The organism is Streptomyces sp. NPDC017940 (genome assembly GCF_044328435.1).
In the GTDB taxonomy this organism is placed as follows: Bacteria; Actinomycetota; Actinomycetes; order Streptomycetales; family Streptomycetaceae; genus Streptomyces.
The window spans coordinates 142,935-158,134 of the sequence record NZ_JBIRHJ010000010.1; the positions used below are offsets into that span (position 1 = coordinate 142,935).

12 protein-coding genes and 1 riboswitch are annotated in these 15,200 nt (G+C 70.2%); of the genes, 4 read left to right on the forward strand and 8 right to left on the reverse strand.

Annotated elements, in window-relative coordinates; all coding sequences use genetic code 11:
• Positions 1 to 155 precede the first annotated feature (155 nt).
• The 8 genes from ACH4DX_RS31345 to ACH4DX_RS31380 all read right to left on the reverse strand — a co-directional run bounded on the left by ACH4DX_RS31345 (position 156) and on the right by ACH4DX_RS31380 (position 10,081).
• Entirely contained in the window at positions 156 to 1,451 is a 1,296-nt protein-coding gene (locus tag ACH4DX_RS31345; protein ID WP_398157586.1) for an ABC transporter ATP-binding protein, read from the reverse strand.
• An 11-nt stretch (positions 1,452 to 1,462) separates the two neighbouring features.
• On the reverse strand, positions 1,463 to 2,608 hold the full coding sequence (locus ACH4DX_RS31350; protein WP_398123155.1) for an ABC transporter ATP-binding protein: 1,146 nt from the start codon (positions 2,606 to 2,608) through the stop codon (positions 1,463 to 1,465).
• A complete protein-coding gene (locus tag ACH4DX_RS31355; RefSeq protein ID WP_398123154.1) occupies positions 2,605 to 3,606 on the reverse strand; it encodes an ABC transporter permease in 1,002 nt (333 codons plus the stop codon). The genes ACH4DX_RS31350 and ACH4DX_RS31355 overlap by 4 nt, the downstream gene beginning before the upstream one ends.
• A gap of 169 nt (positions 3,607 to 3,775) precedes the next feature.
• Positions 3,776 to 5,551: an ABC transporter substrate-binding protein gene (locus tag ACH4DX_RS31360; protein WP_398123153.1), complete on the reverse strand. Its 1,776-nt coding sequence runs from the start codon at positions 5,549 to 5,551 to the stop codon at positions 3,776 to 3,778.
• Between the two features lie 101 nt (positions 5,552 to 5,652).
• Positions 5,653 to 6,657, reverse strand: a complete 1,005-nt coding sequence (locus ACH4DX_RS31365) for an ABC transporter permease (RefSeq protein ID WP_398123152.1) — start codon at positions 6,655 to 6,657, stop codon at positions 5,653 to 5,655.
• Between the two features lie 370 nt (positions 6,658 to 7,027).
• On the reverse strand, positions 7,028 to 7,843 hold the full coding sequence (locus tag ACH4DX_RS31370) for an enhanced serine sensitivity protein SseB C-terminal domain-containing protein (RefSeq protein ID WP_398123151.1): 816 nt from the start codon (positions 7,841 to 7,843) through the stop codon (positions 7,028 to 7,030).
• Between the two features lie 245 nt (positions 7,844 to 8,088).
• Positions 8,089 to 8,796 (reverse strand): enhanced serine sensitivity protein SseB, encoded by a 708-nt coding sequence (locus tag ACH4DX_RS31375; protein ID WP_398157587.1) that lies wholly within the window; start codon positions 8,794 to 8,796, stop codon positions 8,089 to 8,091.
• A gap of 556 nt (positions 8,797 to 9,352) precedes the next feature.
• Positions 9,353 to 10,081 (reverse strand): AAA family ATPase, encoded by a 729-nt coding sequence (locus tag ACH4DX_RS31380; protein WP_398157588.1) that lies wholly within the window; start codon positions 10,079 to 10,081, stop codon positions 9,353 to 9,355.
• A gap of 153 nt (positions 10,082 to 10,234) precedes the next feature.
• Positions 10,235 to 10,339: riboswitch (glycine riboswitch) on the forward strand.
• Positions 10,340 to 10,495: 156 nt separating this feature from the next.
• On the opposite strand from ACH4DX_RS31380, the gene gcvT reads away from it, so the two are divergent.
• The 4 genes from gcvT (at position 10,496) to ACH4DX_RS31400 (ending at position 14,925) form a co-directional block, all read left to right on the forward strand.
• A complete protein-coding gene (gcvT, locus tag ACH4DX_RS31385) occupies positions 10,496 to 11,623 on the forward strand; it encodes a glycine cleavage system aminomethyltransferase GcvT (RefSeq protein ID WP_398123149.1) in 1,128 nt (375 codons plus the stop codon).
• A 111-nt stretch (positions 11,624 to 11,734) separates the two neighbouring features.
• The gene (gene gcvH / locus ACH4DX_RS31390; RefSeq protein ID WP_398123148.1) at positions 11,735 to 12,112 is read left to right on the forward strand and encodes a glycine cleavage system protein GcvH; all 378 of its coding nucleotides are present in this window, start codon (positions 11,735 to 11,737) and stop codon (positions 12,110 to 12,112) included.
• Between the two features lie 21 nt (positions 12,113 to 12,133).
• Positions 12,134 to 13,396: a serine hydroxymethyltransferase gene (gene glyA / locus ACH4DX_RS31395; RefSeq protein ID WP_398123147.1), complete on the forward strand. Its 1,263-nt coding sequence runs from the start codon at positions 12,134 to 12,136 to the stop codon at positions 13,394 to 13,396.
• 158 nt (positions 13,397 to 13,554) lie between these two features.
• Positions 13,555 to 14,925: an L-serine ammonia-lyase gene (locus tag ACH4DX_RS31400; protein ID WP_398157589.1), complete on the forward strand. Its 1,371-nt coding sequence runs from the start codon at positions 13,555 to 13,557 to the stop codon at positions 14,923 to 14,925.
• Positions 14,926 to 15,200: the final 275 nt, after the last annotated feature.

The following is a 15,200-nucleotide window of genomic DNA, read 5'->3' on the forward strand; positions in this document are numbered from 1 at the left end:
CTCGCGCGCTCGTCCTCAAACGCCGGACGGGCTTCTTCCCCCGTCCGCTTCATCCCCTGGGGGGAGCAGCCCGCCGCAGGCGAAAAGGGCGGGTGGGTGGGGAAAAAAGCCCGTCCGGCGATTGAGGACGAGGCCGTAGGCCGATCGACCCGAGGTCACTCGGCCTTGCCGGACCCCTTCGTCGGCTCGGCGGACGCCGAGGGAACCGCAGCCTCCCCGGCCTCGGCCCCCTCCGGAGCCTCGGGAGCCTTGGACGCCGTGGAACCCTCCGCAGGGTTCGAGCCCCCCGCGGCCTCGGGGGCGGCACCGGCAGCGGTGCCCCCCTCCTCGGCCTCCGCGGCAGCGGCATCCGCCGCGGTGGTCACCGACACCACATCGATCGCCTCCTTGGCGACCGACAGGAGCTGAGTGTCCTCGGGCGCCTGGTCGGGCGCGTTCTCCGGGTGGTGGCAGGCCACCTGGTGGGCGGTCTCCAGGGTGAGGAACGGAGGCTCCTTGACGGCGCAGATCTGCGTCGCCTTCCAGCACCGCGTGTGGAACCGGCACCCGCTCGGCGGATCGATCGGCGAGGGCACGTCACCGCGCAGCAGGATCCGCTCGCTCTTGACCCCGCGCCGCTTGGGATCGGGCACGGGCACGGCGGAGAGCAGCGCCTTGGTGTACGGGTGCATGGGCTTGGTGTACAGGTCCTGGCGGTCCGCGAGCTCCACCATCTTGCCGAGGTACATGACGGCGATGCGGTCGGAGACGTGCCGGATGACCGACAGGTCGTGCGCGATGATCACATAGGTGAGCCCGAGCTCGTCCTGGAGGTCGTCGAGCAGGTTGACCACCTGGGCCTGGATGGAGACGTCCAGGGCGGAGACCGGCTCGTCCGCCACCACGAGCTTCGGCTTCAGGGCGAGGGCCCGCGCGATGCCGATGCGCTGGCGCTGACCGCCGGAGAACTCGTGCGGGTAGCGGTTGTAGTGCTCGGGGCTGAGGCCGACGCGCTCCAGCATCTCCTGCACGGTCTTGCGCAGGCCCCCCTCGGGCTTGACGCCCTGGAGCTTGAAGGGCGCGCCGACGATCGTACCGATGGTGTGCCGGGGGTTCAGCGACGAGTACGGGTCCTGGAAGATCATCTGGACGTCGCGGCGCAGCGGCCGCATCCGTGCCGTGTTCAGGTGCGTGATGTCCACGCCCTCGAACTCCACGCGCCCGCTCGTGGGCTCAAGGAGCCGCGTGATGAGCCGCCCCATGGTCGACTTGCCGCAGCCGGACTCGCCGACGACGCCGAGCGTCTCCCCGGAGCGCACGTCGAAGCTCAGACCGTCGACGGCCTGCACGGCCGCGACCTGGCGCTGGAGCAGCCCCTTCTTGATGGGGAAGTGCTTCACCAGGCCTTCGACCTTGAGCAGCACCTCCCGCTCGGCGCCAGGGGCGGATTCCGCCTGCGAGGGGATGGTCATGTCCTGGTCCTTCACAGCTTCGGCGCAATCTCTTCGGTCCAGATCTTGGTGCGCTCCTCGCGCGACATGTGGCAGGCCGTGTAGTGGCCGGAGCCGACCTCGCGCAGGTCGGGGCGCTCGGTGCGCGTGATCTGGTCCTTGGGCACGTCGGCGTAGGGGCAGCGCGGGTTGAACGCGCAGCCGCTCGGCAGGTTGATGAGGCTGGGCGGGGAGCCCTTGACCGGCACGAGACGCTCGGTCTGCTCGCGGTCGATGCGGGGCATCGAGCCGAGCAGGCCCCAGGTGTAGGGGTGCTGGGGCTCGTAGAACACCTGCTGCGCGGTGCCGCGCTCGACACAGCGGCCGCCGTACATCACGAGCAGGTCGTCCGCCATCTCGGCCACCACGCCGAGATCGTGGGTGATCATGATGACCGCGGAGCCGAACTCCTTCTGGAGGTCCCGGATGAGGTCCAGGATCTGCGCCTGGACGGTCACGTCCAGGGCGGTGGTCGGCTCGTCGGCGATGAGCAGCTCGGGGTTGTTCACCAGGGCCATGGCGATCATCGCGCGCTGGCGCATGCCGCCGGAGAACTCGTGCGGGTAGGCGTCCACGCGCTTGTTCGGCTCCGGGATGCCCACGCGGTCGAGCATGTCGATGGCGCGCTTGCGCGCGACCTTCTTGTCGACGTCGTGGTGCACCCGGTACGCCTCGACGATCTGCTTGCCGATCGAGTAGTACGGGTGCAGCGCGGACAGCGGGTCCTGGAAGATCATCGCCATCTCGCGGCCGCGCAGCTTGCGCACCTCGTCCGCGGGGGCGCTGAGCAGCTCGGTGCCGTTCAGCCAGATCTCACCGGAGAGCTGCGCCTTGCGGCGGCCGTACTGGCCCGCGGTGTGTAGGCCGAGGATGCCGAGCGAGGTGACGGACTTGCCGGACCCGGACTCGCCGACGATGCCGAGGGTGCGGCCCTTCTCCAGCGTGAAGCTGAGCCCGTCGACGGACTTGACCACGCCGTCGTCGGTCGGGAAGTGCACCTTGAGGTCGCGCACCTCGAGGAAGGCGGAGGGAGCGGGCGAGCCGGAGACCACTTCGCCGACGGCCGCGCCGGACTTCGACACGGCGGCGGCCGTCGCGGCGCCCTCGGGCGTCGCTCCGCTCTTGGACAGTTCGGTCATCCCAGCCTCACTCGCGGGTCGATGACGGCGTACAGAAGGTCCACGACGAGGTTGGCGACGGCGATCGCGAGGGCCGCGCAGAGGGTGACGCCGAGGATCACGGGCAGGTCCTTGCTGCTGATGGCCCTGACCGCTTCGAGGCCGAGGCCCGGAAGGTTGAAGGTGGACTCGGTGAGCACGGCGCCGCCCATGAGCACGCCGAGGTCGAGTCCGAAGACGGTGAGGATGGGCGTCATCGCCGAGCGCAGGGCGTGTCTGCGGATGACCACGACCTCTCCGAGGCCCTTGGCGCGCGCCGTGCGGATGTAGTCCTCGCCGAGCACTTCCAGCATGGTGGCGCGGGTGAGGCGGGCGTACATCGCGGCGTTGAGGAAGGCGAGCACGATCCACGGCAGGATCAGCGTCTGGAGCCAGACGTCGATCGAGTCGTCCGTACTGAGGCTGTCGGCGATCTCCACCCAGCCCAGGTTGTGGACGAAGATGCCCATCGCGATCATGCCGGTGAAGAAGACGGGGAGCGAGACGCCGCCGAGGGCGGTGGTCATCGCGGCGCGGTCCCAGACGGTGCCGCGCTTGAGGGCGGAGACGACACCGGTGAGGACACCGGCTCCGAGCCACAGCACACAGGCGCCGGCGGCGAGCGCGCCGGTGACGGGCAGGGCGTCCTTGAGGGTCTCCCAGACGGGCGCCTCGGTACGGAAGGAGTACCCGAAGCAGGGCGCGGGGCAGTGCGTGACGTCACTGCCGTTGGTGTAGTCCCGGCCCATCGGGATGCCCTTGATGAAGTCCCAGAACTGGACGATCAGGGGGTCGCCGAGGCCGAGTTTGGTCCGGATGCCTTCGAGCTGCTCGGCTCCGGCCTGCTTGCCGGCGAAGAGGACGGCGATGTCCTGTCCCGCCCACTTGGGCAGCATGTAGAAGACGGTGAAGGTCGCGAGCAGTACGACCAGCACCATGATGACGACGGCGATCAGGCGCCGGATGAGATAAGCAAGCACTGTGCGCGGCCCGGCGGTGGCAGGCGCCCCCTCGTGAGGGGCTCCGGTCACCGCCCGGGGCCATCACCTGCCCTTCGGACTGGCGGGATGCGGCGGCGGTGTGACGGGAGATCAGGAAATCGGGTGCGGTCGCCGCGGCGGGCTCGTGCCCGCCGCGGCGTGCCGTCTGCTACTTCTTCTGGTTGACGCCGAGCGAGACGTAGTCGTAACGGCCGTTGTACGCGTCGGACATGTACGCGTTCGTCAGCCGCGAGCCGCGCCAGGTGATGTTCTTCTCGTAGAGGAAGGGCATCCAGTCGGCCTGGTCGAGGATCCGCTTGTCGAGCTGCTTGTAGATCTCGCCGCCCTTGACCGGGTCGGTCTCGGCGATCGCCTTGTCGAACAGGGCGTCGATCTTCTTGTCCTTGATCTGGGACTCGTTGTAGTTGCCGTTCTCGACGAGGAAGCGGCTGTCGAACAGCGGCTGGGCGTAGCCCTGGCCGGTCGGGAAGTCCGGGCCCCAGCCGCTCATCTGCATGCTGTAGCCGCGCTTCTTCACCACGGAGGGCGAACCGGTGATGGCGGCCGAGTCGGCGCCGTCGAGCTGCTCGACGGAGATGTTGATGCCGACCTTCTTCAGCTGGGCCTGGAGGGCCTCGGCGGTGTCGACCTCACCGGGGTTGTTGTTGCGCGCGGTGAGCTTGGCGCTGAAGCCGTTCGGCTTGTCGCACTGCTTGAGCTCTTCCTTGGCCTTGGCGACGTCGGGCTTGCCCTTGCGCGCCAGGATGCCGTACGGGTCGTAGTCGCTGTAGCCGGGGATGGCCTTCGGGAAGGTGCTGTTGGCGATCTCACCGGCGGCCAGCTCGCCGCCGCGGGTCTGCTGGAGGCCCGCGAAGTCGGTGCCGTAGAAGACGGCCTTGCGGCAGTGGACGTTGTCGAACGGCTTCGCCGTGTGGTTCAGCGCGACGTAGCGCACGAAGGACGTGTGCATGTTGTCGACGTTGCCCTTGTGCTTCTGCACGGCGGTGACGCGGCCGGACTGGGTCATGCCGGTGCCGTTGAGGTCGACGTCGTAGTCGCCGCTCATCAGGCGCTTGTCGTTCTCCTCCAGGTTGGCGGAGATCGTCACGTCGATCTTGTCGGGCAGCGCCGGACGGATCGGGTCCGCGTCCTTCTTCCACTTGTCGTTGCGGACCAGGACGATCTTCTTGCCGGCCTTGTACTCGGCGAACTTGTACGGGCCCGACGAGAACGGACGCTGGGTGTACTTGGCCTTGGTGTCCTTGGCCGCCTTCACCGCGGAGCCCGCGGGCATGGCCAGGAACTGCTCGAAGTCACCGTTGCGCTTGGGCAGCTTGAAGATGATGGTCTTGTCGTCGGGCGTCTCGATGGCCTTCAGACCGAGCTTGTCCTTGGACGTGTCCTTGTACGGGCCCTTGTACGCGCCCTTGGGGTCGAGCGTCTGGCGGATGTAGCCGGGGCCACCGGTGATGGTGTCCGTCGCCCACAGGCGCTCGATGCCGTACTTGACGTCCTTGGAGGTCAGCGCCGAGCCGTCCTCCCAGGTGAGCCCGTCACGCAGCTTGTACGTGTAGGTCTTGCCGTCCTTGGAGATCTTCGCGGTGGACTCGGCGAGGTCCGGGACCAGCTTCGTGCCCTCCTTGCCGGGCTTGGTGTCGTACGACACCAGCTGCCGGGTGTAGAAGCGCATGAAGTCCCAGGACATGCCGTAGTAGGCACGCTGCGGGTCTGCGGAGTCCAGGTCCTGCTTGCCGACCATGCGCAGGGTGCCGCCGGCCTTGGTGGACGCGTTGGCGACCTTGTTCAGGGCGGCGTTGTAGCCCGCGCCCTTCCCGCCGCCGCTGTCGTCATCGTCGCCGCCGCCGCACGCCGTGGTGGTCACCAGCGCCGCGACGACGAGGGCCGCACCGGCGGTGAGCCGTCGTTTCGGGGTAACTCTGGGCATTTTCTCGCAACCTCCGAGATTCGCGGTCCCTGGCGTATCGCTGCCGAAGAACCATGGAAAGAGCCACCTGACCAGCGGCAGGGGCAAGTCGGTTGGGCCTGCTAGCGGGTTCCCTTGGGGTCGAGCGCGTCGCGCAGACCGTCCCCGAAGAGGTTGAAGGCGAGCACCGTGATGAAGATCGTCACGCCTGGGAAGACCATGAACATCGGGTCGTGCTCATACGTTTCGAGTGCGTCCCGCAGCATGCCGCCCCAGGAGGCGGTCGGCGGCTTGACGCCCGCGCCGAGGAAGCTGAGGGCGGCTTCCGTGAGGATGTTGGTCGGGATCATCAGGGTCGCGTAGACCGTGATCGGGGCGACCAGGTTCGGAAGCAGCTCGCGGAAGAGGATGTGGCGCCGGCCGCCGCCGAGGCTCTTGGCCGCCTCCACGTACTCGCGCTCGCGCAGCGACAGCGTCTGGCCGCGGACGATGCGGCCGACGTAGGGCCAGCCGAAGAAGCCGATCACCAGGACGAGGATCGCGACGCGCACGCTCGTCCCTTCCAGGCCCATCAGGTCGTCCGGGAGGACCGAGATCAGGGAGATGATGAAGAGCAGCTGCGGGAACGAGAGCAGCACGTCCATCACGCGGCTGATGAGCGCGTCGACCCAGCCGCCGAAGTAGCCCGCGATGATCCCGAAGAGGGTGCCGAGGACCACGGCGACGATGGCGGCGAGGAACGCCACCAGGAGCGAGATCCGCGCGCCGTAGACGATGCGGCTGAAGACGTCGCGGCCCTTGTTGGGCTCGACACCGAACAGGAAGTCGCTGCTCACACCGCCGAAGGCGCCTGTGGGCAGGTTGGTCAGCGGGTCGAGCTCGTCCTGGTGGAAGTCGTTCGGCGGATGGCCGAGGAGATTCACGATCAGAGGTGCGAAGACGGCCACCAGGACCAGGAGCAGCACCGTGATGCCGCCCGCGAGGGCGACCTTGTCACGCTTCAACCGGTTCCAGGCGATCTGCTTGAGGGAGCGCCCCTCGACCTTCTTCACCCCTGCACCAGCTGCGGGAGCGACGTCCTCGGTGGGTTTCGCGTCCGCAGGTGTGTCATGCAATGGCGCCGTCATCGTGGCAGGGACCCCTCTCAACCGGCGGTGACCGGCCCGCACTTGCCGCTGTAGCGACGTGATCAGTCCGTCGTACACAGGGGCGAAGGCCCCTTGCTGCGGGAGTCTTCAACGGGGTCGTGATCTGTTACCAGACTTGTCGGGGAATGGATGCGCAACCGTGATGCTGTTCGAGGTGTTCCGTTATCCGGACGGGGCTGAACGACGGGCGAACACGGGGCAGTTGGTGAGCAAGGGCTCGAAGAGGTCTATACCAGTACGGCGACACCGTAAGGGGACATCCCGCCGGTCGGCGCTGATCAGCCCGATACCGGCCGTCGAGTTCCGGACGGGTGTCCGGAACACTGCGACGGGGTTTGCGGTGTTCTGGTCAGTACGGTGCGGGATACCCGTATCCGCCCGCCGCGGGGGCGGGGGCCGCCTGGGCGTCGCGGTCGTAGAACGGCCGGGCGTTGGCGCGCAGCCACATCGCGACCGGGTCGTGGACGTCGGACATCGCCACGGTGGACACCGGCAGGCCCTCGGGGACGGCGCCGATGGACTGCCGCATCATCGCGCGGACCGCGTCCACGGAGGCGGGCGAGGTGTCGTAGACGTCGAGGCCGATGGCCAGGTACGGGGCGCCGAGCGCGGGCTGCACCCAGGCGCGGCGCAGCGAGCGGACCGCCTGTGTGCGGTGGGCGTTCTGCGTCAACAATGCGTAGAACTGTGGCAGTTCGATGGCCGGTTCCGTCAGCCTGAGCGGGCCCGCGGGCTGCTGGTCGAGGCCACTGGTGAGACGGCGCAGATCGAGCCAGGGGATGCCCACGCCGCCGCCCGGCGCGTGCGGATTCAGCCACAGGCCGTAGTGGTCGGGGAAGAGGGCACGGGCCGCGTCGAGGCCGCCGATCACTTCGTACCCGCGGTTCCAGCCGCTGGCCGCGAGCTCCTGGGCGGAGGTCACGCACGGTGCGTAGCCGAGGCCCTCGATCTCCATGTTGCCGTACTGGGCGTCGGGGGAGCCGGCCTGGCCGTGCCAGAGCAGCATCCAGACCTGGCCCTCGGCGAGGGCGTGCAGGAGCGCCTCGTAGGTGTCGTAGCGCCCCGGGGCGACCTGGCGCAGCATGTGCTCGACCCGCTCCCACGGTGTCGACTGCGCTCGACCCTGGGTGGTCCCATCGCCCGCGGCCGTGCCCGACGCACTCACCCGTAACCGCCCCTTCGCGACGTGCCCTACGTACTCGACCGCCCCAGCTTACTTCTGGCGGGGGCGCCTTGATCGGGGCTTGTGCTGGTGGGTGTCGTGCCGCCGCTCCTCGGGGACGTCTTCCACCCACCCGCCCGCCACCGCCTGCTTCGGCGCGCCGGGCCGGGAACCCCGCGCGCCGTGGACGCCCGCCCCGCCGCGCCGGGCAGTGAACGCCCGCGCGTCCGCCGCCCTCCGCCCCGCCGTCAGTGGGACGTGTAGAACGGGCGTACGCGTTCCCGCAGCCAGTCCGCCACCGGGTCCTGGGCCGCGTCCAGCAGGACGAGGTTGACCGGCCAGGGGAGGGGGAAGCGGCCGAGGGCTCGGCCGAGGGCCCGCATGGGGAGGTCGCGGGCGTCGCCGTCCCAGGAGGCCAGTTCGACGCCCACGAAGAGGGTCGGGTCCTCGGTCTCGACGGCGGCGAGGCAGCGGCGGGCGGTGCGCACCACGCCGGCGGTCCGGAACTCGTCGGCCGCGGCGGCCAGGAAGTCGACCGGGTCCTCCTTCCAGTCCGGCTCGAACAGGCGCACGCGGCCCCCGCTCGCCGGTCCGTCGAGCTCCGTGCGCCCCACCCTGCACAGGGCCGCGACGGCGGGCGGCGGCAGCGGCACGGTGACGGTCCCCTCCGGGTTCAGGGCGATGCCGAGCTGCGGCGGCAGACCGCGGGCGAACTCCACGGCGGGCGCCACGGTGCAGGGCATCCGGCCGCCCGTGGCCTGCTGGAACTGCTGCTCGGAGGTGAAGACGGGGACGTAGGCCTGGCCTTCGACGTCGAGGGTGGGCAGGTCCAGGGTCCCGCTGTCCGGGCCGCCGCCGCTCGGCAGCGGGATCCAGACCCGGCTGCGGCCCAGGGTCTCGACGATGCGGGCCCCCACCGCGTCGGACGGCGGCGCGCCGAGCGAGGCGGCGAGCACCTCCTCGAGCTCGTTGGCCGGCCACCCCCCGTACGGGTGCGCGTGCGCCTGCCCGTACGGGGGCGGGTACGTGTGCGCCTGCGCCTGTGCCTGTACCTGTGCCGGGATGTGGCCCTGGAGGTCCGCCGCGTGGCCCGGGTGGCCCGGGTGGCCCGGGTGGCCTGGGTGAACCGGGTGGCCCGTTTGACCCGGGTGACCCGGGTGACCCGGGTGATCCGTGTGACCCGGATGGTCCGAGTGGTCCGGGTGACCCGGGTGGCCCGGAAAGTCCGGATGGTTCATGTGCCTCGACCCCTGCTCTGCCGTGCTCCTGCTGCCGGTGCCCGACCCTAACGCCGGGGCGGGGGCCGGTGGCGCCGGGTCCTTCGACCCCGCAGCCGCTCACGCACGAAGCCGCACACGCCACGAAGCCGCGCACGTACGAAGCCGGGCACCCCGAAGCCGCGCACGCCCCAAGCCGCTCACGCCCCGAAACGGCTCACGGCGAAGCCACTCACGTCCCGAAACCGCTCACGCCAAAGTCACTCACGCCCCAAAACGCTCACCCCGAACCCACTCAAGCCCCGAACCCGATCTCCCCCAGCGCCCCGGCCGCCTCCCGGTCGAGCAGCACCGCCGACCCGCAGCCCCGCGGCAGCTCGCCGCGCTCCACGGCCCGTACGAGGCGGCCGACCGTTCTGCGGTGTCGCGCGAAGGCGTACCGCGACACCCCGCGGCCGCGCGCCCGCTGCCCCGCGACGGCGGTCTCGACGGGCACGTCGAGCAGGAGCAGACGCAGGGTCGTCCCGCGCCGGGCCGCCGCCCGGGCCAGCCAGCGCCGCACCCAGGGCTGGGTGCCGCAGTCGTGCACGACGACGCCCTCGCCCGCGCGCAGGGCCCGGCGCAGACCGGCGTAGTGCGCGACGCGCACGAAGGGGCGGTAGAGGGCGTAGGGCAGCAGCCGCGGCATGCGGGCCGCCCAGCGGTCCCGCGTGTCCTGGGAGTCCACGCGCGGCCCCGCCACCGTGCGCCGCATCAGCGTGGACTTGCCGCTGCCCGGGAGCCCGGAGACCACCACGACGTCCGCCGCGCCGAAGACGAGCCGCCGGGGCCCCGCGGCGGCGCCGCGGCCCCTGAGGTCGCGCACGACCGGCCGCGGGAAGTACCCGAGGCTCTCGCGCACCGGCACCGCGGCCTGCGGCGGCAGCACGCCGACGCCGCCCGGTAGCGCCACACCCGTGGCCGCCTCACAAGCACTGCTCCTGCGCACCGTGATCCGCCTCCCCATGCTGGTCACGTCACTCATCCCCAGTACTTCTCCGTCGAGTGTAAAGAGAAGGTAATGCCACACAAGAGCGCCAAGGGCCCTGAAGCCCCCGAAACCAGCGCACTCAGGTTGCGGCTGTTGCGAAGAGGGGGCGCGTGCAATGATGTGCGCGCCAACTCCATACCGGCCGCTTGAATCCGCGCGGGAGAGTTCCCGGGGACACGAACGTTCCCCCCGGGACGCCGAAGGAGCAAGTTCCTCCCTTGAATCTCTCAGGCCCCGTACCGCGCGGGCGAGGCACATCTGAAAAGCGGGCCACCACCGGTCACAGGGGCGGCTCCACCCAAGGTGCAAGTCATGTCCCGTCGCACGTACGGGCGTGGTGAACCTCTCAGGTCCGATGACAGATGGGGAGGATGGACCTCGCCCGTCATGCCCCGGGAGCCCGTTCTGATGAGCAATACACCACCGCGCCACACCGCCCTGGACACCCTGCACCGGTCGCTGGGTGCGACCATGACCGACTTCGCGGGCTGGGACATGCCGCTGCGGTACGCCAGCGAGCGCGACGAGCACAACGCCGTCCGCACGCGGGCCGGCCTCTTCGACCTCTCCCACATGGGCGAGATCACCGTCACCGGACCCGAAGCCGTGGACCTGCTGAACTACGCGCTCGTCGGCAACATCGGCTCCGTCGGCACCGGCCGCGCCCGCTACACCATGATCTGTCGGGCGGACGGCGGCATCCTCGACGACCTGATCGTCTACCGCCTCGGGGACCAGGAGTACATGGTCGTCGCCAACGCCGGGAACGCCCAGGTCGTCCTGGACGCGCTGACCGAGCGGGCGGCGGGCTTCGAGGCCGGGGTCCGCGACGACCGCGAGGCCTACGCCCTGCTCGCCGTCCAGGGACCCGAGTCCCCCGGAATCCTGAAGTCGGTCACCGACGCCGACCTCGATGGACTGAAGTACTACGCGGGCCTGCCCGGCACCGTCGCGGGCGTCCCGGCCCTGATCGCCCGCACGGGTTACACCGGCGAGGACGGCTTCGAGCTGTTCGTGGCCCCCGAGCACGCCGAGCAGCTGTGGCGGGCCCTGACGGAGGCGGGCGCCCCGGCGGGCCTGGTCCCCTGCGGACTGTCCTGCCGCGACACCCTGCGCCTGGAGGCGGGCATGCCGCTGTACGGGCACGAGCTGACGACGGCCCTGACGCCGTTCGACGCCGGTCTCGGGCGGGTCGTCAAGTTTGACAAGACGAGCCACGCGGATGACTTCGTGGGCGGCGAGGCGCTGCGGGGCGCCGCCGAGCGCGCCGAGGCCGCTCCCCCGCGCAAGCTCGTCGGCCTGATCGCCGAGGGCCGCCGGGTCCCGCGCGCGGGCATGAGCGTGGTCGCGGGCGGCGAGGTCGTCGGCGAGGTCACCTCGGGCGCGCCGTCCCCGACGCTCGGCAAGCCGATCGCGATGGCCTACGTGGACGTGGCGCACGCCGCTCCCGGCACGGCGGGCGTGGGCGTGGACATCCGCGGCACGCACGAGCCGTACGAAGTCGTCGCGCTGCCGTTCTACAAGCGCCAGAAGTGACACGCGGGCCCAGGAAGTGACCCGCGCGGGCGTCGGAAGTGACGTACGCCCGTCCCAGTCCGCAAGACCCACGTTCCCCAGCACACGTCCGCGTACAGGAGAATTCAGGCCATGAGCAACCCCCAGCAGCTGCGTTACAGCAAGGAGCACGAGTGGCTGTCGGCCACCGAGGACGGTGTGGCGAGCGTCGGCATCACCGAGCACGCCGCCAACGCGCTCGGTGACGTCGTCTTCGCCCAGCTCCCGGCCGTCGGCGACACCGTGACCGCGGGCGAGTCCTGCGGCGAGCTGGAGTCGACCAAGTCGGTCAGCGATCTGTACGCCCCGGTCACCGGCGAGGTCGTCGAGGCCAACCAGGACGTCGTGGACGACCCGTCCCTGGTGAACTCGGCCCCCTTCGAGGGCGGCTGGCTGTTCAAGGTGCGCATCTCGGACGAGCCCGACGACCTGATGTCCGCCGATGAGTACACCGCCTTCACCGCCGGCTGAGCCAACCGTCAAGGATCTCCCATGTCGCTTCTGAACACCCCCCTTCACGAGCTCGACCCGGATGTCGCCGCCGCCGTCGACGCCGAGCTGAACCGCCAGCAGTCCACCCTCGAGATGATCGCCTCGGAGAACTTCGCCCCGGTCGCCGTCATGGAGGCGCAGGGCTCGGTCCTCACCAACAAGTACGCCGAGGGCTACCCCGGCCGCCGCTACTACGGCGGCTGCGAGCACGTCGACGTGGTCGAGCAGATCGCGATCGACCGCGTCAAGGAGCTCTTCGGCGCCGAGCACGCCAACGTGCAGCCGCACTCCGGCGCGCAGGCCAACGCGGCCGCGATGTTCGCGCTGCTCAAGCCGGGCGACACGATCATGGGTCTGAACCTCGCGCACGGCGGGCACCTGACCCACGGCATGAAGATCAACTTCTCCGGCAAGCTCTACAACGTGGTCGCCTACCACGTGGACGACGAGACCGGTCAGGTCGACATGGCCGAGGTCGAGCGCCTGGCCAAGGAGGCCAAGCCGAAGCTGATCGTCGCGGGCTGGTCGGCGTACCCGCGCCGGCTGGACTTCGCCGCCTTCCGCCGCGTCGCGGACGAGGTCGGCGCGTACCTGATGGTGGACATGGCGCACTTCGCGGGCCTCGTGGCCGCGGGCCTGCACCCCTCCCCCGTCCCGCACGCGCACGTGGTCACCACCACCACGCACAAGACCCTCGGCGGCCCCCGCGGCGGCGTCATCCTGTCCACGCAGGAGCTCGCCAAGAAGATCAACTCCGCGGTCTTCCCCGGTCAGCAGGGTGGCCCGCTGGAGCACGTGATCGCGGCCAAGGCCGTCTCCTTCAAGGTCGCCGCCTCCGACGACTTCAAGGAGCGCCAGCAGCGCACCCTCGACGGCGCCCGCATCCTGGCCGAGCGCCTGGTCCAGGACGACGTCACCGAGCACGGTGTCTCCGTGCTGTCGGGCGGCACCGACGTGCACCTGGTCCTCGTCGACCTGCGCAACAGCGAGCTGGACGGCCAGCAGGCCGAGGACCGGCTGCACGAGGTCGGCATCACCGTCAACCGCAACGCGGTCCCGAACGACCCGCGGCCCCCGATGGTCACCTCCGGCCTGCGCATCGGCACCCCGGCCCTCGCCACCCGCGGCTTCACCGCAGAGGACTTCCGCGAGGTCGCCGACGTCATCGCCGAGGCGCTCAAGCCGGGCTTCGACGCCGACGCCCTCAGGACCCGGGTGTCCGCTCTGGCGGCGAAGCACCCGCTGTACCCCGGCCTGAAGTAGTTTCGTACGCTTTATTTGGTACGGGCTTCCGGGGCACCGCGCACACTGGACACCAGGACGGTGCGCGCGGTGCCCCGCACCACGTGCCCCGCACACAGCACTGCCCCGCACCACCCCGGCGGACAAGGGCGTCTACCAACCACCATTGGAGTTCTCTCGTGGCCATCTCGGTCTTCGACCTGTTCTCGATCGGCATCGGCCCGTCCAGCTCCCACACGGTCGGCCCGATGCGCGCGGCGCGGATGTTCGCCCGCCGCCTCAAGAACGAGGGCCTGCTGGCCCACACCGCCTCGATACGCGCCGAGCTGTACGGCTCCCTCGGGGCCACGGGCCACGGGCACGGCACGCCCAAGGCCGTCCTGCTCGGCCTCGAGGGCGAGTCGCCGCGCACGGTCGACGTCGAGAAGGCCGACGACCGCGTCGAGGAGATCAGGTCCTCCGGCCGCCTGAACGTCCTCGGCATGCACGACATCGCCTTCGCCTTCGACGACGACCTGGTCCTGCACCGCCGCAAGGCGCTGCCGTACCACGCCAACGGCATGACGGTCTTCGCCTACGACACCGACGGCGCGCTCGTCCTGGAGAAGACGTACTACTCGGTGGGCGGCGGCTTCGTCGTCGACGAGGACGCGGTGGCGGGCGAGGACCCGATCGTCCCCGACGACACCGTCCTGAAGTACCCCTTCCGCACCGGCGACGAGCTGCTGCGCATGGCCTCCGAGACCGGCCTCTCCATCTCCGCCATGATGCTGGAGAACGAGAAGGCCTGGCGCACCGAGGAGGAGATCCGCGAGGGCCTCCTGGACATCTGGCGCGTCATGCAGGCCTGCGTCTCGCGCGGCATGTCCCGCGAGGGCATCCTGCCCGGCGGCCTGAAGGTCCGCCGCCGCGCCGCGAACTCCGCGAGGCAGCTGCGCGCCGAGGGCGACCCGGGGGCCCGCGCCATGGAGTGGATCACCCTCTACGCCATGGCCGTGAACGAGGAGAACGCCGCGGGCGGCCGCGTGGTCACCGCGCCCACCAACGGCGCCGCCGGGATCATCCCCGCCGTCCTGCACTACTACATGAACTTCGTGCCGGGCGCCGACGAGGACGGCGTGGTCCGCTTCCTGCTCGCCGCGGGCGCGATCGGCATGCTCTTCAAGGAGAACGCCTCCATCTCCGGCGCCGAGGTCGGCTGCCAGGGCGAGGTCGGCTCCGCCTGCTCCATGGCGTCGGGCGCCCTCGCCGAGGTGCTCGGCGGTTCCCCCGAGAAGGTCGAGAACGCCGCCGAGATCGGCATGGAGCACAACCTCGGCCTCACCTGCGACCCCGTCGGCGGGCTCGTCCAGATCCCCTGCATCGAGCGCAACGGCATGGCCGCGGTGAAGGCCGTGACCGCCGCGAAGATGGCCATGCGCGGCGACGGCAGCCACAAGGTGTCCCTCGACAAGGTCATCAAGACCATGAAGGAGACCGGCGCCGACATGTCCGTGAAGTACAAGGAGACGGCGCGCGGCGGCCTCGCGGTGAACATCATCGAGTGCTAGGCGGATAGGCCCTGACCAGCGCGTTCACATCTTTCAGCGCTGTCAGGGCCTTCTCTGCTCACGGATCACCCACCAGCTGATGTGGCAAATCGATCCCTCACCCCCGCTCAAGGGGTGCTATTCGATACATGAATGCTGCGGAGAACTACGGGCCGAACGCACGCCCCGCATCACGGCGACCGCTCGTGCGGACCGGTTCCCCCTATAGTGCGCGCACGCCACGGAAGTCCACCCGTGGGACGGCTCTGTCCGCCGTATCATGACGGCACACGGGA

Coding starts and splice junctions, on each gene's coding strand:
- gcvH (WP_398123148.1), top strand. CDS start 11,735: ATGAGCAACCCCCAGCAGCTGCGTTACAGCAAGGAGCACGAGTGGCTG.
- ACH4DX_RS31380 (WP_398157588.1), bottom strand. CDS start 10,081: ATGAGTGACGTGACCAGCATGGGGAGGCGGATCACGGTGCGCAGGAGC.
- ACH4DX_RS31365 (WP_398123152.1), bottom strand. CDS start 6,657: ATGACGGCGCCATTGCATGACACACCTGCGGACGCGAAACCCACCGAG.
- ACH4DX_RS31345 (WP_398157586.1), bottom strand. CDS start 1,451: ATGACCATCCCCTCGCAGGCGGAATCCGCCCCTGGCGCCGAGCGGGAG.
- ACH4DX_RS31350 (WP_398123155.1), bottom strand. CDS start 2,608: ATGACCGAACTGTCCAAGAGCGGAGCGACGCCCGAGGGCGCCGCGACG.
- glyA (WP_398123147.1), top strand. CDS start 12,134: ATGTCGCTTCTGAACACCCCCCTTCACGAGCTCGACCCGGATGTCGCC.
- gcvT (WP_398123149.1), top strand. CDS start 10,496: ATGAGCAATACACCACCGCGCCACACCGCCCTGGACACCCTGCACCGG.
- ACH4DX_RS31360 (WP_398123153.1), bottom strand. CDS start 5,551: ATGCCCAGAGTTACCCCGAAACGACGGCTCACCGCCGGTGCGGCCCTC.